The organism is Streptomyces sp. NPDC060000 (assembly GCF_042737375.1).
In the GTDB taxonomy this organism is placed as follows: domain Bacteria; phylum Actinomycetota; class Actinomycetes; order Streptomycetales; family Streptomycetaceae; genus Streptomyces.
Genome location: NZ_JBHWUU010000043.1, coordinates 58,952 through 78,718, shown reverse-complemented (window position 1 = coordinate 78,718; position 19,767 = coordinate 58,952). Strand labels below are relative to the sequence as shown.

The 19,767-nt window shown below is 73.2% G+C and carries 19 protein-coding genes and 1 pseudogene; 5 read left to right on the top strand and 15 right to left on the bottom strand.

All coding sequences use genetic code 11. The annotated features are described in order from the left end of the window. Positions 1 to 376 precede the first annotated feature (376 nt). The 4 genes from ACFWBB_RS22830 to ACFWBB_RS22815 all read right to left on the bottom strand — a co-directional run bounded on the left by ACFWBB_RS22830 (position 377) and on the right by ACFWBB_RS22815 (position 4,566). Positions 377 to 733, bottom strand: coding sequence for a YciI family protein (locus tag ACFWBB_RS22830; protein ID WP_385275367.1), 357 nt, complete (start codon positions 731 to 733; stop codon positions 377 to 379). A gap of 92 nt (positions 734 to 825) precedes the next feature. Continuing rightward, positions 826 to 1,818 carry an LCP family protein gene (locus tag ACFWBB_RS22825; protein ID WP_385275381.1) on the bottom strand — a complete coding sequence of 331 codons (993 nt, stop codon included), beginning with the start codon at positions 1,816 to 1,818 and terminating at the stop codon, positions 826 to 828. 209 nt (positions 1,819 to 2,027) lie between these two features. Beyond that, a complete protein-coding gene (locus tag ACFWBB_RS22820; RefSeq protein WP_385275364.1) occupies positions 2,028 to 3,383 on the bottom strand; it encodes an endo-1,4-beta-xylanase in 1,356 nt (451 codons plus the stop codon). 124 nt (positions 3,384 to 3,507) lie between these two features. After that, positions 3,508 to 4,566 (bottom strand): LacI family DNA-binding transcriptional regulator, encoded by a 1,059-nt coding sequence (locus ACFWBB_RS22815; protein ID WP_385275361.1) that lies wholly within the window; start codon positions 4,564 to 4,566, stop codon positions 3,508 to 3,510. Between the two features lie 161 nt (positions 4,567 to 4,727). Here ACFWBB_RS22815 and ACFWBB_RS22810 point away from each other — a divergent pair, with 161 nt between their 5' ends. From ACFWBB_RS22810 to ACFWBB_RS22800, 3 genes are read left to right on the top strand one after another with little or no spacing between them, the layout of a single operon-like run. Next, entirely contained in the window at positions 4,728 to 7,043 is a 2,316-nt protein-coding gene (locus ACFWBB_RS22810) for a glycoside hydrolase family 3 N-terminal domain-containing protein (RefSeq protein ID WP_385275358.1), read from the top strand. A gap of 49 nt (positions 7,044 to 7,092) precedes the next feature. Next, a complete protein-coding gene (locus tag ACFWBB_RS22805) occupies positions 7,093 to 8,595 on the top strand; it encodes a M48 family metalloprotease (protein ID WP_385275355.1) in 1,503 nt (500 codons plus the stop codon). Beyond that, positions 8,592 to 9,566, top strand: a complete 975-nt coding sequence (locus ACFWBB_RS22800) for a hypothetical protein (protein WP_385275352.1) — start codon at positions 8,592 to 8,594, stop codon at positions 9,564 to 9,566. The genes ACFWBB_RS22805 and ACFWBB_RS22800 overlap by 4 nt, the downstream gene beginning before the upstream one ends. 48 nt (positions 9,567 to 9,614) lie before the next feature. Here the strand turns inward: ACFWBB_RS22800 and ACFWBB_RS22795 are convergent. The 5 genes and pseudogenes from ACFWBB_RS22795 to tsaB all read right to left on the bottom strand — a co-directional run. Next, a pseudogene (locus ACFWBB_RS22795) lies at positions 9,615 to 9,719 on the bottom strand (transcriptional regulator); the annotation flags it as partial. Between the two features lie 68 nt (positions 9,720 to 9,787). Beyond that, complete coding sequence (locus ACFWBB_RS22790) at positions 9,788 to 10,054, bottom strand: hypothetical protein (RefSeq protein ID WP_385275349.1); 267 nt, start codon at positions 10,052 to 10,054, stop codon at positions 9,788 to 9,790. Then, a complete protein-coding gene (gene tsaD / locus ACFWBB_RS22785; protein WP_385275346.1) occupies positions 10,051 to 11,166 on the bottom strand; it encodes a tRNA (adenosine(37)-N6)-threonylcarbamoyltransferase complex transferase subunit TsaD in 1,116 nt (371 codons plus the stop codon). Before tsaD ends, ACFWBB_RS22790 begins: the two co-directional genes overlap by 4 nt. Then, positions 11,159 to 11,665, bottom strand: a complete 507-nt coding sequence (gene rimI, locus ACFWBB_RS22780) for a ribosomal protein S18-alanine N-acetyltransferase (protein WP_385275378.1) — start codon at positions 11,663 to 11,665, stop codon at positions 11,159 to 11,161. Before rimI ends, tsaD begins: the two co-directional genes overlap by 8 nt. A 41-nt stretch (positions 11,666 to 11,706) precedes the next feature. Next, positions 11,707 to 12,360 (bottom strand): tRNA (adenosine(37)-N6)-threonylcarbamoyltransferase complex dimerization subunit type 1 TsaB, encoded by a 654-nt coding sequence (gene tsaB / locus ACFWBB_RS22775; RefSeq protein ID WP_385275343.1) that lies wholly within the window; start codon positions 12,358 to 12,360, stop codon positions 11,707 to 11,709. A gap of 111 nt (positions 12,361 to 12,471) precedes the next feature. Here tsaB and ACFWBB_RS22770 point away from each other — a divergent pair, with 111 nt between their 5' ends. Both ACFWBB_RS22770 and ACFWBB_RS22765 read left to right on the top strand, forming a co-directional pair. After that, positions 12,472 to 13,023 carry a hypothetical protein gene (locus ACFWBB_RS22770; RefSeq protein ID WP_385275340.1) on the top strand — a complete coding sequence of 184 codons (552 nt, stop codon included), beginning with the start codon at positions 12,472 to 12,474 and terminating at the stop codon, positions 13,021 to 13,023. Between the two features lie 224 nt (positions 13,024 to 13,247). Continuing rightward, the gene (locus ACFWBB_RS22765) at positions 13,248 to 13,418 is read left to right on the top strand and encodes a hypothetical protein (protein WP_385275337.1); all 171 of its coding nucleotides are present in this window, start codon (positions 13,248 to 13,250) and stop codon (positions 13,416 to 13,418) included. Positions 13,419 to 13,527: 109 nt separating this feature from the next. Here ACFWBB_RS22765 and tsaE read toward each other — a convergent pair whose 3' ends face one another. The 6 genes from tsaE to ACFWBB_RS22735 all read right to left on the bottom strand — a co-directional run bounded on the left by tsaE (position 13,528) and on the right by ACFWBB_RS22735 (position 19,702). Continuing rightward, the gene (tsaE, locus tag ACFWBB_RS22760; RefSeq protein ID WP_385275375.1) at positions 13,528 to 14,034 is read right to left on the bottom strand and encodes a tRNA (adenosine(37)-N6)-threonylcarbamoyltransferase complex ATPase subunit type 1 TsaE; all 507 of its coding nucleotides are present in this window, start codon (positions 14,032 to 14,034) and stop codon (positions 13,528 to 13,530) included. 88 nt (positions 14,035 to 14,122) lie between these two features. Next, the gene (locus ACFWBB_RS22755; RefSeq protein ID WP_385275334.1) at positions 14,123 to 15,382 is read right to left on the bottom strand and encodes an alpha/beta fold hydrolase; all 1,260 of its coding nucleotides are present in this window, start codon (positions 15,380 to 15,382) and stop codon (positions 14,123 to 14,125) included. A gap of 58 nt (positions 15,383 to 15,440) precedes the next feature. Then, complete coding sequence (gene alr, locus ACFWBB_RS22750; RefSeq protein ID WP_385275331.1) at positions 15,441 to 16,709, bottom strand: alanine racemase; 1,269 nt, start codon at positions 16,707 to 16,709, stop codon at positions 15,441 to 15,443. 33 nt (positions 16,710 to 16,742) lie between these two features. Further along, on the bottom strand, positions 16,743 to 17,615 hold the full coding sequence (locus tag ACFWBB_RS22745; protein ID WP_385275328.1) for a L,D-transpeptidase family protein: 873 nt from the start codon (positions 17,613 to 17,615) through the stop codon (positions 16,743 to 16,745). Between the two features lie 212 nt (positions 17,616 to 17,827). After that, on the bottom strand, positions 17,828 to 19,267 hold the full coding sequence (locus ACFWBB_RS22740; RefSeq protein WP_385275324.1) for an NAD(P)H-hydrate dehydratase: 1,440 nt from the start codon (positions 19,265 to 19,267) through the stop codon (positions 17,828 to 17,830). A 63-nt stretch (positions 19,268 to 19,330) separates the two neighbouring features. Beyond that, positions 19,331 to 19,702, bottom strand: a complete 372-nt coding sequence (locus ACFWBB_RS22735; protein WP_385275321.1) for a holo-ACP synthase — start codon at positions 19,700 to 19,702, stop codon at positions 19,331 to 19,333. Positions 19,703 to 19,767: the final 65 nt, after the last annotated feature.

The following is a 19,767-nucleotide window of genomic DNA, read 5'->3' as shown; positions in this document are numbered from 1 at the left end:
GGTCCGACCGGGGATCCGAGACGGGCCGAAGCTCCTGGACGGGCGACGGATCCGGGGCGCACCGGGCACCCGAGGCGGACCCGGGACCCGTGGCGGACCGGGTGTCCGGGGCGGGCCCGGCGCCCATGGCGGACCCGGCGCCCGGGGCGGGACGGGGGCCCATGGCGGACCCGGGGCCCGTGACGGACTCGGGGTCCGGGTCGGACTCGGGGTCCGGGTCGGGAGGCGGGTCCGCGGCGGGCGGTGGGTCGGGGGCGGGCGGTGGGTCGGGGGTGGGCCGGGGGTCGGGGGTGGGTTGTTGTTCCACAGCCCACCATCGAACACCCCGGCACACGTTCAGGCCAACGAACGCACCGCCGTACGCCCCAGGGGCCGCTCAGCCCTCGGCGATCTCCCGCACCTCACAGGTCACGGTCCAGAAGTCCTCGTGCACCTTCAGGAACCGCTTCGTCCACTCGATGGCCTCGGCCTGGTCCTTGCACTGCATGATCGCGTAGCCGCCGACGGCCTCCTTGGACTCGGTGAAGGGTCCGTCGGTGACGGAGATCTTGCCGCCCTCGTAGCGCACCCTGGCGCCCTGCGAGGTCGGGGTGAGCCCCTCGGTCTGCAGCATGACGCCGGCCTTGGTGATCTCCTCGATCAGCTCGCCCATCCGCTGCATCAGCTCGGGGCTGGGGCCCTCGGCCGGCGCGGTGGCTTCGTCGATCTTCACGAGCGACAGGTAGCGGGGCATGGTGACTCCTCGGGTGCGGTGAGCCGGGTCCTTCCCGGCCTCTCACCCCTTCGTCGAACGGGAGCGGACCCGATCGACACCCTCGCCGGAAATCATTTCAGCGACTTCCACAGCCCGCTCGCCGCCGGTTCCTGTGCCACCACCCGGTTGGGGTCGGAGGGGGCCGTCACCACGGGCATGGTCACCGTCTTCAGTCCGGTGGCCGGCAGACCCTTCAGGCTCTGCGCGAGTTCCATCAGTTCCGCGAGCGAGTCGAGGCCGGTGTCCGTCGTGAGGCTGCCGGTGACCGCGTCCGCGACCGCGTAGAGCCGGGTGGGGCTGGTCAGCAGGTCGGTCGAGGCGATCTGCCCCAGCAGGGCCTTCACCAGCTTCTGCTGGAGGCCTATGCGGCCGAGGTCGCTGCCGTCGCCTATGCCGTGCCGGGTGCGGGCCAGGGCGAGGGCCCGGGTGCCGTTCAGATGATGGGTGCCGGCCGCGAGGTGCAGGTGGCTGTCGTCGTCGTCGATGTCCTCGTCGGTGGTGACGGTGACCCTACCGAGCGCGTCCACGAGCTTCGCGAAGCCCGAGAAGTCGACCTCGACGTAGTGGTCCATGCGGACGTCGGTGATCGACTCGACCGTCTTGACGGCGCAGACCGGACCGCCGACCGAGTAGGCGGTGTTGAACATCACGCCGTACGCCACCGCCGTCGAACCGCCGCCGGACAGCGGGCAGGAGGGGCGGGTGACGAGGGTGTCGCGCGGGATGCTGACGACGGTGGCCGTCGTGCGGCCCGCGTCGATGTGCACGACCATCGCGGTGTCGGAGCGGGCGCCGGCGCTGTCGCCGCCGCCGAGCTCCTGGTTCTCCTTGCCGCTGCGCGAGTCCGAGCCCAGCACCAGGATGTTCACGGCCTCCGCGGGCAGCGGGGAGGCGGACGCCGAACCGGACGCGGCCGGGGCGGTGACCGTCTTCGCGGGTCGGTTGTCGCCGAGCGCGTTGTCGATGTCGACGCTCTTGATGTTGTCGTCGAGGTGCCAGTAGGCCCAGCCCGCCGCCCCGATGCCCGCCACCAGGGCGGCGGCCAGGGTGAGACCGGCGGCCATCAGCACTCGCGGCCGCCGGCCCGTCTGTCTGCCCGGCCGTCTGCCCGCGTCGTCCTGCTCCTCGTGTCGCGTCACGGACAAGAACGTAAGTCCGAATTATGAGCGGACTGTTAGGACCGCGGCCCCGCGGCGGATTTCTCGTGGAAATCTCACGATCCTCAGCCTGGCGTCACCCTCGGCCAGGTGTCACCGTCAGCCCCGCCTCACCGTCAGCCCAGTGTCACCACCGGCACCGGATTGCTGCCGCTCCAGCTCGCGTTGAACCCGAAGGTCACCGAACCCCCGTCCGGGACAGACCCGTTGTACGAGGCGTTCACACAGGTCACGGCCGTTCCCGACTGGGTGCAGCCCGCGTTCCAGGCCTGGGTGATCTGCTGGCCCGCGCCGTACGTCCAGGTCACCTTCCAGGACGAAAGCGAAGCGCCCGAGCAGGAGATCGTCACGTTCCCGGTGAACCCGGTGTTCCACTGGCTGCCCACCCTGTACGCCGCCGTGCAGGCACCGGTCGGAGGCGTCGTCGTCGTGCCGCCCAGCGCCTCGGCGATGCCGTAGTACGCCGGTTTCGGCGCGTAGTTCGCGTCGTACGGCGTCGCCGCCCCGTAGCCCGGGAACGTGCTGTCCACCCAGGAGTCGGAGTCGGTGAAGCCCCAGACGGTGAGGTTCACGCAGCGCGCCACCGCCACGCAGGCCGCGGTCACCGCCTTGTAGTCGGCCTTCTGCTGGGCCAGTTTGCCGCTGTCGGCCGGCAGCGCCATCCGGATGTCCAGCTCGGTGATCGCCACGTCGACGCCGAGGTCGGCGAAGCGCTGGATGTTCTGCTGGAGGGTGGCGGGGACCTGGCCGAGGACGAGGTGGGCCTGGAGACCGACCCCGTCGATGGGGACTCCCCGCTCCTTCAGCGACTTGACCAGGTTGTAGAGCGCGGTGCTCTTCGCGTTGACGCCCTCGACGTTGTAGTCGTTGATGTAGAGCTTCGCCGCCGGGTCGGCGGCCCTGGCCCAGGTGAGGGCGCTCGCGATGTAGTCCGCGCCGAGGCCGTTGTACCAGAGGGTCGAGCGGTAGGTGCCGTCCTCGTTGAAGGCCTCGTTGACGACGTCCCAGGCGGCGATCCTGCCCTTGTAGCGGCCGACCTCGGTGTTGATGTGGTTCTGCAGCAGGGTGCCGAGCTGGGCGGACGTCCAGGTGCCGTTGGTGAGCCAGTTGGGGTTCTGGCTGTGCCAGACCAGGGTGTGACCGCGCACCTGCTGGCTGTGGGCCTGCGCGAAGGCCACGATCTGGTCGGCCTCGGCCCAGTTGAAGGAGTTCTGGGTGGGCTCCACCGAGCCCCACTTCATGGCGTTGCCGGGGGTGAGAGAGCTGAACTGCGCCCCGGCCAGGTCGCCGTATGTCCCGGTGAGCTTGGAGCCGGTGACGGCCGTGCCGATGACCTTGCCCTTGGCCGCGCCCAGATCGCGCAGCGGGGTGTCGGCCGCGTGCGCCACTCCGGTCAGGAGGGCGCCGACGGTGACAGCCCCGGCGAGCAGGGCGGCGAGACGTGCACGTGTCGATGAACTGGAGGATCTCACTGCGGGTGCCTCCGAAAGTTTCGGTCGTGCAACCGATTGACTTCGGAGGAGTGTGGGGGCGTCCGCCACACCCGTCAATACGTCAACTTCCGGCCACAGGCGGTCCTGACGGCCGCCCGCGTTCCTACCGGGCGGGCGGCGCTCCGGTACTCGCCCGGACCACCAGGCTCGTCGCCAGCTCCACCCGGGTCGCCGTCGCCGCCTCCCGGGACGTCGAGCGCGCCAGCTCAAGCACCAGCCGGGCCGCCGCCTCGGCCATCTCCGTCAGCGGCTGGCGGACGGTCGTCAACGGCGGCCCCACCCAGCGGGCCACCGGCAGATCGTCGAAGCCGACCACGCTCACGTCCTCCGGGATGCGCAGCCCCAGCTCGCGGGCGGCCTCGTAGAAGCCGAGTGCCTGGAGGTCGTTGCCCGCGAAGACGGCGGTGGGCCGGTCGGGGCGGTCCAGGAGCTCGCGGCCGAGCCGGTAGCCGGTCTCGTGGTGGAAGTCGCCGGTCTTGACCAGCGCGTGGTCGACCGGCAGCCCGGCCGTCTCCAGCGCGGCGCGGTAGCCGTCGATCCGGGCACGGCTGCACATCATCTGCGGCGGCCCGCTGATCGCCCCGATCCGCCGGTGCCCCAGCTCGACCAGGTGCCGGGTCGCGGCCAGGCCACCCTGCCAGTTGGTGGCCCCGATGGACGGCACGTCGGCGCCCGGGTCGCCGGCCGGGTCCATCACCACGAACGGGATGGAACGGCTGGTGAGCAACGCCCGCTGGGACTCGTCGAGCCCGGAGAGGACCAGCACGACGCCGTGCGGGCGGCGGGCGGCGACCTGGTCCGCCCAGGTCCGCCCGGGCGTGAGCCGTCCGGCGCTCTCGCTGAGCACGACACTCAGCCCGGCGTCCCGCGCCACGTTCTCCACCCCCCGGATGACCTCCATCGCCCAGGCGCTCTCCAACTCGTGGAAGACCAGGTCGATCAGCGGGGAGCGGGTCGCCTCGGCCCGGCGGCGCCGGTAGCCGTGGGCGCGCAGCAGTTCCTCGACGCGGGCGCGGGTCGAAGGGGCGACATCGGCGCGGCCGTTGAGGACCTTCGAAACAGTCGGTGCCGATACGCCGGCCTCACGGGCGATCTCCGCGAGCGTCGCGGTCTGTGTCGGCCGCGCTTCTGTCCGCGTTTCCGCGGGCTCCGAGGGTGTCATGGCGGCGATCGTATCGCCACGCGACCTCTTGACGAACCTATTGCGACGCCATAGGTTCCCGGAACATTCGAAGTACAGATCGAAACATTCGTACCGCCTCGCTTCCGCACCGACTGTCCGACTGTCCACCTGGTGGCTCACCGACCTCTGACAGGAGTTTCATGACCACCGCCCCCTGGCGTGACCCGGCCCTGCCCGCCGCCGCCCGCGTCGCCGACCTCCTCTCCCGGATGACCCTGGAGGAGAAGACCGCCCAGCTGTACGGCGTGTGGGTCGGCGCCGCGACGGACGGCGACGGAGTCGCCCCGCACCAGCACGACATGACCGCCGACCACGCCGACGACTACGACGAGCTGATCACCCGGGGGCTCGGCCAGCTGACCCGGTCCTTCGGCAGCGCGCCCGTGGACCCCGCGCTCGGCGCCCGCGCCCTGGCCCTGGCCCAGCGCCGGATCGCCGCGGCCGGCCGCTTCGGCATCCCCGCGGTCGCCCACGAGGAGTGCCTGGCCGGCTTCACCGCCTGGCGGGCCACCGCCTACCCGGTCCCGCTGGCCTGGGGCGCCGCCTTCGACCCGCCGCTGGTGGAGGAGATGGGCCGGGCGATCGGCCGCGACCTGCGCGCGGTCGGCGTCCACCAGGGCCTCGCCCCCGTCCTGGACGTCGTACGCGATCCGCGCTGGGGCCGGGTCGAGGAGACGATCGGCGAGGACCCGTACCTGGTCGGCACGGTCGGCACGGCCTACGTCCGCGGGCTCGAGTCCGCCGGGATCGTCGCCACGCTGAAGCACTTCGCCGGGTACGCCTCCTCGGTGGGCGCCCGCAACCTCGCCCCGGTGCGCGCGGGAACGCGCGAGTTCGCGGACGTCACCCTGCCCCCCTTCGAGATGGCGCTGCGCGAGGGCGGCGCCCGCTCGGTGATGGCCGCCTACACGGAACGCGACGGCGTCCCGGCCTCCGCCGACCCCGAGCTGCTGACCCGCCTTCTACGCGAGGAGTGGGGCTTCACCGGCACGGTCGTCGCCGACTACTTCGGCATCGGCTTCCTCCAGACCCTGCACCGGGTCGCCGGCACCCCCGCGGAGGCGGCCCACCTCGCCCTGGCGGCCGGCATCGACGTCGAGCTGCCCACCGTGAAGTACTACGGCGAGGCGCTGGTCACGGCCGTGCGCGCCGGCGAGCTCCCCGAGGAACTGGTCGACCGGGCCGCCCACCGCGTCCTGCTCCAGAAGTGCGAACTGGGCCTGCTGGACGAGGACTGGCGGCCGGAGCCGGAGACCGCCGGGCCGGTCGACCTCGACCCACCGGCGAACCGCGCCCTGGCCCGCCGGCTGGCGGAGGAGTCGGTGGTCCTGCTGGACAACCCCGACGACCTGCTCCCCCTCGCCCCCGACACCCGCGTCGCCGTGGTGGGCCCGAGGGCGGCCGACCCGCTCGCGATGCTGGGCTGCTACTCCTTCCCGTCCCATGTCCTCACCCACCACCCCGAGGTGGACCCGGGCATCTCGATCCCGACCCTGCTGGAGTCCCTGCGGGCCGAACTCCCCGACGCGAAGGTCACGTTCACGGAGGGCTGCGGGGTCTCGGACCCGGATCCGTCCGGCTTCACGGAGGCCATCGCCCGCGCCTCGGAGGCGGACGTCTGCGTGGCCGTCCTCGGCGACCGGGCGGGCCTGTTCGGCCGGGGCACCTCCGGCGAGGGCTGCGACGTGACCGACCTGAACCTGCCCGGCGTCCAGAACGAACTGCTGGACGCGCTGGTCGCGACGGGCGTGCCGGTCGTCCTCGTGCTGCTCACCGGCCGCCCCTACGCGCTCGGCCGCTGGCACGGGCGGCTGGGTGCGGTCGTGCAGGCGTTCTTCCCGGGCGAGGAGGGCGGCCCGGCGGTGGCGGGCGTGCTGTCCGGCCGGGTGAACCCATCGGGCCGCCTCCCGGTGAGCGTGCCGCACCTGCCCGGCGGCCAGCCCTGGACCTACCTCCAGCCGCCACTGGGCCTGGCGGGCGAGGTCAGCAACCTGGACCCGACCCCGCTCTACCCCTTCGGGCACGGTCGCTCGTACACGGCGTTCGCGTGGGAGGACTTCTCGGGCCCGGACGCGGAGATCGGCACGGACGGCTCGTACGACCTGTCCGTCACGGTCCGCAACACCGGTGGGCGGGCGGGCGCGGAGGTCGTACAGCTGTATCTGCACGACCCGGTGGCGAGCGTGACGCGTCCCGACGTACGGCTGATCGGCTATCAGCGCCTGGAGCTGGCGGCGGGCGGGTCGGCGCGGGTGACCTTCCGCTTCCACGCCGACCTGTCGGCGTTCACCGACCGTGCGGGGCGCCGGGTGGTCGAACCCGGCGCGCTCGAGCTGCGGTTGGGGACGTCCAGCGGGCAGGCGCGGGAGACGGCCCGGGTGCGGCTCACCGGACCGGTGCGCGAGGTGGGGGCGGAGCGGCGGCTGCACTGCGACGTGGAGGCTTCGCGTAACTGAGGTGCGGCCATGGGGGGTCCGCGTGGCAGAATCCGCCGACCGTCCAGCCATGCGACGGGAACGCGACGGGAACACCATGGACGCCCCCATATCCGCGGACACCGGCACCCGCGAAGGCCACCGAGCCCATGAGTGGCTGCTCGGTCTCGCCATGCTCGCGCTGGCCTGGCTGCCGAGGGCGGTCGCCGCAGCGGTCCTGTTCGCCGCGCTCTTCCTCCGGGGTCCCCAGTGGGCGCCGGCCGCGCCGCTGTTCCTGATCGCAGTCGAGATCTCCAGGGCCGTCATGGCGGCACGCGGCCCGCTGCCCGGCCGGGCGGTGCGCCCCGGGGACGAACCGGAGCTGGCCGCGCTGGTGCGGGACGTGGCCGAGCGGCTCGGCTTCCGCGAGCCGCTCCTCGTGCGGATCGTGCCCGGCGTCCAGGCATCGCTGGGGCGCGCGAAGGTCGCGGGCGTGCGCACCCACATCCTCCTCCTCGGCCTGCCGCTGCTGCGCAACCTGACCGAGGCCCAGCTGGCCTCCGTGATCGCGCACGAGCTGGCGCACGAGCGGCACGTGGGCGACCGGCGCGCGACCCTGCTGCGGTTCGCCCGCGCCCGGCTGGCGGACCGGCTGGAGGGCCGATTCCGCCCCCTGGCTCCCCTGGCGGGCCCCCTGCTCCGCGCCTCACAGCCTCTCCTGTGGAGGGGCGAGACGGCCGCCGACGCCGACGCCGCCCGGATCACGGGCACCGAGGCCACCGCCGAGGCGCTGCGCCGGGCCGGGCTGCTCCATGCCGCGTTCGAGGGGCTCGGCGAAGGCTGGCTGTCGGCGCTGGCCGAGGAGGACGCCTGGCCCGAGGACTTCTACGACGCCCTCGACACCGCCCTTGGCGACCCGCACGTCGCTCGCCGGGCCGCCCGCGCCGTCGCCGAGGAGGACGCGGTCGACCCGTACGCCACGGCTGACCACCCGCCCCTCGATCACCGCGTGGCCGGGCTGCCCGCCCACGCCGAGAGCCCGTACGGCCCGGCTCCGCTCACCCTGCGGACCGGGGCGGCCGTCGAGGCGTGGTGCGTCCGGCAACTGACCCGGCTGGACTGGGAGCCGGACGAGGGGCCGCGCGACGACGAGGTGAGTCCCGTACGCCTCCTCGACATGCCGCACAGCCGCCTGCGCGAACTCGGCTTCGACACCCGCCTCGCCCTCCTCCACGCCGCCCGCCGGGACAGCTCGACGGAGGCGGTGACACTGGCCCTGGACGCCCTCGCCGACGGCACCTGGCCCCGGCTGGCCCGCAGCGTCGACCCCGTGCTGCGGTGGGCACCGACGACCGTCCGTCCGGCGCTCGCCCGGAGCGTCGTCGCCGGGGCCGTGAGCCCGCCCTTCGCGGAGGTGCTGTGCACGGCGGGCTGGACGTACACCAGCCGCTGGCTCACGACGGTCGTCACGGCGCCGGACGGCGGCCGGATCGTCGACCTGCACGAACTGCTGGACGAGGCCGTGCGCGACGGCGACCCCGAACCGGTACGCACCCTGTGGGCGTCCGCCGAGCCGAAGGAGTGGGCCGTATGAGCCGCCCCGGACCCGCCCTGCGCGTGGGCCTCCTGGGCGTGGCCGTCATCCTCACCGGCTACGCCCTGTTCGCCGCCTGGCTCGGCCTCCACGCCCAGCGCTACGCCGACGCCCGCGACCGGGCCACCTCGACGGCCGTCGGCGTGGTCGTCGAGAACGGCATCGGCGACGAGGACGACGTCCGCGTGCGCTGGACCGACGCGGGGGGTCGTGCGCACGTACAGCAGTTCCCGACCTACGACGACCCATACCGCAACAAGGCGTTCTTCCTGGTGGACTACGACCCCGACGACCCGACCCCCAAGGGCTTCCCGGCCGGCGGGGACGAGACGGCGACGGAGGACGACCTGATCTTCCCGGTCGTCCTGGGCGGAGTGGCCGCCCTGCTCCCGACCTCCGTCTGGGTCTGGCGAGGTCTGCGCTTCCGCCTCGGGGTGCGGCGGCCCGGCCTCCCGATGACGGGGCGCGTCCTCTACGGCCGACGCCCGGCGACGGCATGGCGGGACCCGATGACGACGTGGCTGGCGCTGACGGCCCCCGAGGGCGACGCCCGCCACTGGCAGCGCGTCATGTGGCATCCGGTGCTCGACGAGACGTCCGGCGAGGTCGAGGTGAGCGTGCACCGCGCGGGCGACGGAAGCCTGCGCCCCGCCGTCGTCACACTGCCCGACGGCACCCGCCTGGTCCCCCTCGGAAAGCTGCGCCGGTACCGCCCGATGTTCATGGCCTTCGACGACCACGAGGCCGTCCGGGGCGACCTGCGGGACGCGTTCGTCCTCCCCGCCGACACGGTCGTACGCCCCGCCCGCCCCTGGTGGCGAGGCGCGGTGACCGCCACGTCCGGCACCACACTCGGCGTCCTCGCGGGCTTCGTCCTGACCGGCGGAACCGTGGTCGCGTCGGTGGCCTTCGCCGTGTGCGCGGGAACGCTGGTGACGTCGGTGTGGGTGCTGTCGTCGCCTCAGCCGTAGAGCGCGGCGACGAAGGCGGCCGAGGCGCCGGGTCGAGGGCGAGGTGGGGAACTCCTCCCGGCTCGGCCCGCGATGCTCGCGCAGCCCCTGCACGAAGCCGCCGAACGTCCGCATACTGTCCGACGACTCCGGCTCGCCACCACCGACCTCGATGTCACCCCACACGCACCTGGAGTGACGGTACGGTCACCCCGCTGTCCAGGTCGGGCTTCGGACGCGGCTCACCCGGCCCGTTCGCTCCCCACCGGCTCGAACCGCCACCGATGAACCGCGCGGCCCACCAACTCCCCGTCGGGCTCCGGCAGTTCGGGGAGTACGGCGTCGTACTCCGCGTCCCACCAGGTGATGACCAGCACCCGGTCCTGCGGGGCGCGGAAGGTCTCGCGGCGCACGGGCTTCTCCGCGAGCTCCTGCGCCCGCGCCCAGGCCAGCAGTTCCTCGCCCCGCCCGGCGACCGCCCGGGCCTCCCACATCAGCGCGACCGTCATGAGTAGAGGTTGCCCTTGCTGACCTCGTGCACGTGATCGTGATCGTGATCGTGGTCGTGGGCGGGCGGTCGGCCCGGCACATGCGGCTCCGTCACCGGCAGCGAGGAGTCCGCCGACAGGTCCCAGCCGGAAGCGGCGCGCCCCCGGGCCACCATCTCCGCGCCCAGGGCCGCCACCATCGCGCCGTTGTCCGTGCACAGCTTGGGACGCGGGACGCGCAGCCGGATACCGGCGGCCTCACAGCGCTCCTGCGCCAGGGCCCGCAGCCGGGTGTTCGCGGCCACGCCGCCGCCGATCATCAGGTGGTCGACGCCCTCGTCCTTGCAGGCCCGTACGGCCTTGCGGGTCAGGACGTCCACGACCGCCTCCTGGAAGGAGGCCGCCACATCACGGACCGGGACCTCCTCGCCCGCCGCCCGCTTCGCCTCGATCCAGCGGGCGACCGACGTCTTCAGCCCGGAGAAGGAGAAGTCGTACACCGGGTCGCGCGGGCCGGTGAGGCCGCGTGGGAACGCGATGGCCGAGGGGTCGCCCTCGCGCGCGTAGCGGTCGATCACCGGGCCGCCCGGGAAACCCAGGTTCAGCACGCGGGCGATCTTGTCGAATGCCTCGCCCGCCGCGTCGTCGATGGTCGCGCCCAGCGGACGGACGTCGGAGGTGATGTCTGTGGACAGCAGCAGGGACGAGTGGCCGCCGGACACCAGCAGCGCCATCGTCGGCTCGGGCAGCGCGCCGTGCTCCAGCTGGTCCACGCAGATGTGCGAGGCGAGGTGGTTCACGCCGTAGAGGGGCTTGCCGAGGGCGTAGGCGTACGCCTTCGCCGCCGAGACGCCGACCAGCAGGGCGCCGGCGAGACCGGGACCGGCCGTGACCGCGATGCCGTCGAGGTCCTTCGCGCTCACCCCCGCTTCCTTGAGCGCCCGGTCGATGGTCGGGACCATCGCCTCCAGATGGGCCCGGGACGCCACCTCCGGCACGACCCCGCCGAAACGGGCGTGCTCGTCGACGCTGGAGGCGATCGCGTCCGCCAGCAGGGTCCTGCCGCGCACGACGCCGACGCCGGTCTCGTCGCAGGAGGTCTCGATCCCCAGAACCAGGGGTTCGTCAGCCATTGTTCTCGGTTTCCTGTGTCCCTTGTACCGGAGTCGGTACGGATGTCGATGGATCGGTCAGCCGCATCACCAGGGCGTCCACGTTCCCCGGCTGGTAGTAGCCGCGCCGGAAGCCGATGGCCTCGAAGCCGAAGCGTTCGTAGAGCTTCTGGGCGCGCACGTTGTCGATCCGGCACTCCAGCATGACCTCGGCGCACTCGAACGCGGTGGCCGCGCGCAGCAGCTCCGTCAGCAGACGGCCGCCGAGGCCGGTGCCCTGGTGGTCGCGGGCGACGGCGATGGTCTGGACGTCGCCGAGGTCTCCGGCGGCGGCCAGGCCCGCGTACCCGACGATCCGCTCGACGCCGGCCGTCGTGTCGACCGCGACGAGATACCGCCGGGTCGCCTCGGGGCCGCGGGCGTGTGCCAGATCGGACCAGAACATGCCCCGCGACCAGGCGTCCTCGGGAAAGAGGTCCTTCTCCAGCTCAAGCACGGATTCGATGTCCCACCAGCGCATCTCACGCAGCACGGGCCGGCCGGGTGGGTTGACGGCTTCGGTCACTTGGGGGTGACCACCTTGTAGTTCTTCGGCACCTGGGCGTCCGGCCGGCGCAGGTACAGCGGGCGCGGGGCGGAGAGCTCCTCGCCCGCCGCCAGCTTCTCCGCGGCCAGACCCGCGAGCGCGGCGGCCGAGACGTGCTCGGGCTCGTGCGCGTGGGGAAAGGTGTCCGGGTACAGCAGCGCGCCCGCGCCGACGGACGGCAGCCCGGCCACCTCGTCGGCGATGTCGGCCGGCCGGTCCACCGCGGGGCCGGAGACCCGGGTCCGCGAATCGGCGTAACGCGCCCAGTAGACCTCCTTGCGGCGGGCGTCGGTCGCCACGACGAAGGGGCCTTGGAGGCCGGACGCGTAGGCGAGGCCGTCGAGTGTGCACAGACCGTGCACGGGGACGCCGAGCGCGAGCCCGAAGGTGTCGGCGGTCATCAGACCGACTCTGAGCCCCGTGTACGGGCCGGGGCCTACGCCGACGACGATGCCGGTGACGGCGTCGAGCGTGAGCCCGGCTCCTTCGAGCAGCCGGTCGACGGCCGGCAGCAGCAGCTCGCCGTGCCGGCGCGCGTCCACCTGACTCGAGGAGGCGATGACGTCCGTGCCGTCGTGCAGCGCGACGGTGACGGCGGGGGTGGCGGTATCCAGAGCGAGCAAGAGCACGCAAACAGCCTACGGCTCCCGTGCCCCCGACACGGCCGTACCGGTCGGAGGGATGATGACTGCTAACGTCGCCGCGAAACGTGACGTACGGGACAGACGGGGTGGTCTCCGATGCCAAGCAGCAGCTCGACTTTCGTGGCCGGGCTCACCTCTGCGGCCCTGGCGGCGGTCGGATTCCTCACCTTCCAGGCATCGGCGAGCGCGCCGGCCGACCTCGCCGGGCCGCAGCGTGGGGGCGCCCCCACGAAGGCGGCGAAGGCACCCCGGGACAAGGCGCACCCCACCGCGCTGCCGGCCGGCTCCGGAGTGGGCGAGCGGGTCGTGTACTCACTGGACGACGACCGGGTGTGGCTGGTCGGGCCCGACGCCGAGGTCAGGCGCACGTTCGAGGTGGCCCCGGGCAGCGTGGATCCCCGCCCGGGCAGCTACGCCGTCACCTCCCGCTCGGGTGCCGTCACCGGCAGCGACGGCACCCCCGTCGAGCACGTCGTGCGCTTCACCACCGTGAACGACGTGACGATCGGCTTCAGCGCGGCGCTGGACGGCGAGCTGCCCGAGCCCGACCCGACGGTGCGGACGGGCGGCATCCGGGAGACCGTCGCGGACGGCGCCGCACTGTGGGACTTCGCGACCATCGGCCGGGCCGTCGTCGTGATCCCGTAGGCCCTGATGTCGTAGGCCCTGATGTCGTAGGCCGGGATCGTAGGCCGGGATGCCGTGGGCCGTGATCCCGTAGGTCGTGGTGCCCCGGGTCGCGGTCACGCGTGAACGTTCCGACAAGACGTCGGCAAAATGTTGCGTTCGGTGTCCCGTGCGTGGTCACATGGTATCAACTTCGTAGTTAGGTCTACCTAACCACGTCCGCCCCCGAACCCCAGGAGGCGTCCATGTCGGTCACCGAGCCCAAGAACCGGCCGCCGCGGCCGCACACGCTCGCCGGTGTGTCCATGCGCGATCTGCTGGCCTCGTGCGCGGCCGCGGAAGCCGTCTCGACACCTCCGCGCCTGCCCGACCCGGCCCTCGAGGACCGGCCGGTCGAGCACCCCAAGGCGGCGTGAGGGCCCCACTGGTCACCGGCTGCGAGACCCCCGGCTCACCGGCTGCGGCGGATGACCCCGGCCACCGGGCGTCGAGCCCCCGAGGGCCCCTGAGGTCGACCGCAGCCCCTCAGGCCGACAGCACGCTCAGGTCCGCCGTGGTCCACCGCTCCCCGAGTCCCGTCACCGTCACGTGCCGCACCTCGTCCGTGGTGTCACCGACGGCCCGGTGGATGAGGACCTGGAGCCGGTCGTCGGTCAGCTCCTCGACCTTGCCCTCGCCCCACTCCACGACGATCACCGACGCGGGCAGCGACACGTCGAGGTCGAGGTCCTCCATCTCGTCCAGTCCGCCGGCCAGGCGGTACGCGTCGACGTGGACGAGCGGCGGACCGTCCCCCAGGGAGGGGTGGACCCGGGCGATCACGAACGTCGGCGAGGTGACGGCGCCCCGCACCCCCAGCCCCGCACCGAGCCCGCGGGTGAGCGTCGTCTTGCCCGCACCGAGCTCCCCGCTCAGCATCACGAGATCTCCGGCCCGCAACAGCTTGGCCAGACGACGACCCAACTCGCCCATCTGCTCGGGGGAGTTGACGCGCAGCTGGACAGACCGGGGCGATGCTGCGTTCTCTTCCATCATCACTCACTCGCAGTAGTACATTGATCACACCCCGCAAGGGGTCGGTTCGGGCCGGACCGCAGCCGAAGGCTGGAAGCCACCTCCGTCAGGAGGAGGCGGAGTCACAGCCGTTCACGGTAGCCGTGTTCGGTATCGCCCCCGTGCGGGCGAGCAGATCAGCGAGGCGGTCGGTGACCACTTCCGGGTGCTCCAGCATCACGAGGTGCCCGGCGTCCGGTACCAGGACCAGTTCCGCGCCCGGCAAGGCGTCGGCGATCGCCTCGCTGTGCTCGCTCGGCGTGACCAGATCCCCGATCCCGGCGAGCACCAGCACCGGTATGCCGGTGAAACAGGCGAGCGCCTCGGTCTTGTCGTGATCCGTGAACGCCGGGTAGAACTCGGCGACCACGTCGATCGGTGTGCCCTCGATCATCCGCTCGGCGAACCGTGCCACCGCCGGGTCCACGTCCCGCGAGGCGAACGAGTACCGCTTGATGATCCCGGTGAAGAGATCGGCGGTGGCCCGCCGCCCCTTCTCCACCAGGGCCGCCTGCTGCCCCAGCGCCTTCAGCACTCCCGGCAGCACCCGGCGCACCGCGTTCACGCCCGCGACCGGTAGCCCGAAGTTGACCTCGCCGAGCCGCCCGGACGACGTGCCGACGAAGGCGGTGGCGACGACCCGGTCCCGGATCAGCTCGGGGTGCAGCGCGGCCAGGGCCATCACCGTCATCCCGCCCATGGAGTGCCCGACGAGCACGATCGGCCCCTCCGGCACGGCCGCGTCGACGACGGCCTTCAGATCGCGCCCCAGCTGGTCGATGGTGACCGGCACGCCGTCCTGTATCTGGGCGTTTCCGCGGCCGGACCGGCCGTGACTGCGCTGGTCCCAGTACACGGTCCGTACGACACCGCGCAGGGCCGCCCTCTGGAAGTGCCAGGAGTCCTGGTTGAGGCAGTAGCCGTGGCTGAAGACCACGGTGACGGGGAGCGGCGCCTTGCGCCCGAAGAGCCTGCGCCGCCGGTTCGCCGGTCCGCCCTGCGGCTCGACGTCGTCGACCTCGTAGTACAGCTCGGTGCCGTCGTCGGCGTACGCCTTGCCGGGGGTGCCGCGCAGTCCGCCGTAAGGGCCCGTCGAGTCGAGGGCGAGCCGGGCCTTCGCCCGCATGCCCCGCCCCACGGTCATCCGCTCCAGGGCGACACCCGCCGCGGCTCCCGCGGCGATCACGCCTATCGCGGTGCCGGCGATACCGGTCGCCCGGCGCCAGCCTCCGGCCGCCCCCGTGGCGGAGGCGGCGACGACCGCCGAGGCCGCGCTCGCCACGACCTCCGCACTGCTCGCCACCACCTCCGCACTGCTCTCGCTCACGTACCGCTCCTCTTTGGCCGATGTCCGTGCTCCGACTGCGGAGTACCCGTCTGGTTACTCATTCACCTGAACGGGTCTCCTTGACACGGGTCTCCTGGACACGCGTCCGATCCACACGGGTCTCATTGACGCGGGTCTCATTGACGCGGGTCTCATTGACGCGGGTCTCATTGACATAGACGCGAGGAACGCGCGCTCCGATGCGCGTGACGATCTCGTATCCGATGGTCCCGGCCGCCTGGGCCCAGTCCTCCGCGGTGGGCTCACCGCGGTCGCCGGGGCCGAAGAGGACCGCCTCCGCGCCGGGCCCGGGCTCGTCGCCGCCGAGGTCGACGACGAACTGGTCCATCGCGATACGTCCGGCGGCCGTCCGCCACTTGCCGCCGACCAGCACCGGTCCGCTCCCCGAGGCGTGCCGGGGAACACCGTCCGCGTACCCCAGCGGGACGAGGCCGAGGGTGGTCGCACCGGGGGTGACGTAGTGATGGCCGTAGCTCACGCCGTGCCCGCCCGGGACGTGCTTCACCAGGGCGAGCGAGGCCGCGAGGGTCATCACCGGACGCAGCCCGAAGTCGGCGGAGGCGCCCAGCTCGGGGCTGGGCGAGAGGCCGTACATCGCGATGCCCGGGCGGACCAGGTCGAAGTGCGTCTGCGGGAGCGTGAGCGTGGCCGGCGAGTTGGCGATGTGCCGCACCTCGGGCCGTACGCCCTGCCGTTCGGCGTACGCCACCATCTCCTGGAAGCGGCCGAGCTGGAGCGCGATGGACGGATGCCCGGGCTCGTCGGCGCAGGCGAAGTGCGACCACAGCCCGGTGACCCGGAGCAGCCCCTCGCCCTCGGCACGCAGCGCCTCGCCCACCAGCTCGGGCCAGTCGGCGGGCTGGCAGCCGTTGCGCCCGAGCCCGGTGTCGGCCTTGAGCTGCACCCGCGCGGCCCGCCCGGCGGCCCGCGCCCCCTCGGCGACCTCGCGCAGGGCCCAGAGCCCGCCGACGGAGACGTCGAGACCGGCCTCGACCGCCTCGCGCCAGGGCCCGCCCGGCGTCCACAGCCAGCACATGATCCTGACGTCCGCCGGCAGGCCGCCCGCCGCGCGCAGCGCCAGCGCCTCCTCGGGCGTGGCGGTGCCCACCCAGGTGGCGCCGGCCTCGACGGCCGCACGGGCGCAGGGGACAGCCCCGTGTCCGTACCCGTCGGCCTTCACCACGGCCATGAAGGCCGAGTCGGGCGCCTTGGCGCGCAGCGTGCGCACGTTGGCCCGCAGCGCGGCCAGGTCGATCTCGGCGCGGGCGCGCGGCGGGGTGGCGGGCGGCTTGGCAGTGTCACTCATCGCGCCCAGTGTCTCAGAGGGCTCCGACAGCCCCTAAGTACCGGGCCGGTGCCCCCACACGTAGACCCGGTCGCCCTTCTTCAGCACCCCCCACAGTCTGCGCGCGTCACCGAGCGTGAGATTGACGCAGCCCATGGAACCGATGGTGGTGTGGATGCTGCCGTAGACGGCGTGGAAGGCCTCGCCGCCGTCGAAGAACTGGGCATAGGGCATGGGGTTTCCGTAGAGCGTGGACACATGGTTCTTGTGCCGCCAGTAGATGGTGTGCCACCCCGTGCGGGTCGGATGGACGACCCGTCCGCTGCGCATCGACACCGGCCCGAAGACGACCTTCGTCCCCTTCTGCACCCAGGTCAGCTGCCGGTCGAGATCGACGCAGGCGACCCGGCGGGTCCGCACCGGGCACCTCTTCCCGGCGTTGGGGTTCTTCCTCGCGGCGATGAGCTGCATGCGTGCCCAGGTGACGGGCCCGGCGAACCCGATGGCGGGCTTGATCTTCTGCTGCTGCTGAAAGGCGCGGATCGCCATACAGTCCGCGGCGGACTGCTTCCCGTCCACCTTCAGCTTCAGCCACCGCTCGACCCCGCGCTGATACGGCCCGGTCCGCGTGCTGCACAGCACCCGGGTCACGGCGTCGTCCAGCGGCACGTACTCGACGAGCGCGTACGTCCCCCACGGCGCGTCCCACGGCTCGACGGCGTCCTCGGCGGCGGTGGGCTCGTACACCTTCGGGGCGAGCACCTGGTCGGGCGTATCGATCTGCCAGGGCTGGTACGGCCCCGGCGGCACCCCGGGCACAAGCTGGCTCTCGGGTCCGGAGGGAGGAGGCGCGGCTCGGGCGGGACTCCCGAGGGGAAGAAGAGCGACGGCGGCAAGGAGGAAGGCCACGGTTCGTGTGCTGAACATCCGATCAGACAAACGCGTATCCCGCGGCGCACCGGGGCGGCACGCGGCGGAGTCACCCATCCAGCGCAGGCCGGCTGACCCGGCCCGGCTGAGGGCCCCTCTGGGGGAGTTTGGGGACGAGGCCCTTTCGGGGCCGAAACGGGGGTCCGGGGGCAGCGCCTCCAGGCATGGGACGGGTAGGGGCGGCGGGGGCGGGACAAGACCGGCCGCCCCTATCCCCGCACGGACCGCCAGGCCTCCCGAACCCCCGCGGCCACGTCATGCGCCCCCACCGGCGCCCCGTCCGCCGCCAGCCGCCCCGCCAGCCCGTGCAGATACGCCCCGACACTCCCCGCGTCCAACGCACTGAGCCCCGCCGCCAGCAACGACCCCGCGAGTCCCGACAGCACATCCCCGCTCCCGGCCGTGGCCAGCCACGCGGTCCCCGTCGCGTTCACCCGCACCACCCCCTCACCCCCGGCGTCCGCGACCAACGTCGTCGACCCCTTGAGCAGCACGGTCGCCCGGTACCGCGCCGCCAGCTCGCGCGCGGAACGCAGCCGGGCGCCCTCCACCTCCTCCCGCGCCACCCCCAACAGCGCGGCCGCCTCCCCCGCGTGAGGTGTCATCAGCGTCGGCGCGGTACGCCCCCGTACCGCGTCGGCGTCCGCGAGCCGCAGCCCGTCGGCGTCGATCAGCACCGGCACCTCGGCGGCCAGCACCTCCGCCACCGTCTTCGCGTCGTCCCCTGCGCCCGGCCCGACGACCCACGCCTGTACCCGCCCGGCCTGCCGGGGCCCCTGGTCGGACACGAGCGTCTCGGGGAACCGCGCGATGACCGCGTCCCCCGCCGGTCCGACGTACCGCACGGCACCGGCCCCGCCCCGCAGCGCCCCCGCGACCGCCAGCACCGCGGCGCCCGGATACCGGGCGGACCCGGCGGCGATCCCGACGACGCCCCGCCGGTACTTGTCGCTCTCACCGCCCGGCACGGGCAACAGGGCCGCCACGTCCGCGTGCTGGAGGGCCGCCAGCTCGGGCTCGGCGGGCAGCTCGCCGCCGAGCCCAATGTCGACGAGCCGCACCGACCCGGCGTACTCCCGCGCCGGATCGACGAGCAGCCCCGGCTTGTGCGTACCGAAGGTGACGGTGAGGTCGGCGCGGATCGCACTCCCGTGCACCTCACCGGTGTCCGCGTCGACACCGCTGGGCAGGTCGACGGCGACGACGGCGGCCCGGGCCCCGGCGACGACCGCCGCCAGCGCGGCCGCGTCCGGCCGCAGTCCGCCCCTCCCGCCGATCCCGACGATGCCGTCGAGCACGAGGTCGGCACCGCGGACGACGTCCTCGGCGCCCTCGGGCGCGACCGTGCGCCCACCGGCCCGCCGCAGGGCCGCCAGCCCCGCGGTGTGGGTGCGCCCGGGCGCGAGCAGCACCGCGGTGACACCCGCCCCGCGCCGGGCGAGCCGGGCCCCGGCATACAGGGCGTCACCCCCGTTGTCGCCGCTGCCGACCAGGAGCACGACCCGCCGCCCGTACACCCGCCCCAGCAGATCGGCGCAGGCGGCGGCGAGCCCGGCGGCGGCCCGCTGCATGAGGGCCCCTTCGGGAAGCCGGGCCATCAGCTCCCGCTCGGCACGACGGACGGTCTCGACGCGATACGCAGTACGCATACGGTCGAGTCTCCCCCGGTCTCCCCCCTCACCGCACTCGATCGGCTCGCCCACGGGGCCGGCTCACCCCTCGGCCACCACCACCGCCGAAGCGACCCCCGCGTCGTGACTCAACGACACATGCCAGCCCGTGACCCCCAGTTCGGCCGCCCGCGCGGCGACACTCCCCCGCACCCGCAACAGAGGCCGTCCGCTCTCCTCCACGTACACCTCGGCATCCGTCCACAGCAGCCCGGGCGGCGCCCCCAGCGCCTTGGCCAGAGCCTCCTTCGCGGCGAACCGTGCCGCCAGCGAGGCGGCGCCCCGCCGCTCCCCGCTCGGCAGCAGCAGCTCGCTCTCCAGGAACAGGCGCTGGGCCAGCCCGGGCGTCCGTTCCAGCGACGCCGCGAACCGGTCGATCTCCGCCACGTCGATACCGACGCCGATGATGCTCATGCCCAGCACCCTAAGGCCGCGCTGTCACAGCCTGCTGCTAGCCTGCGGCGACTTGATCACGTCGA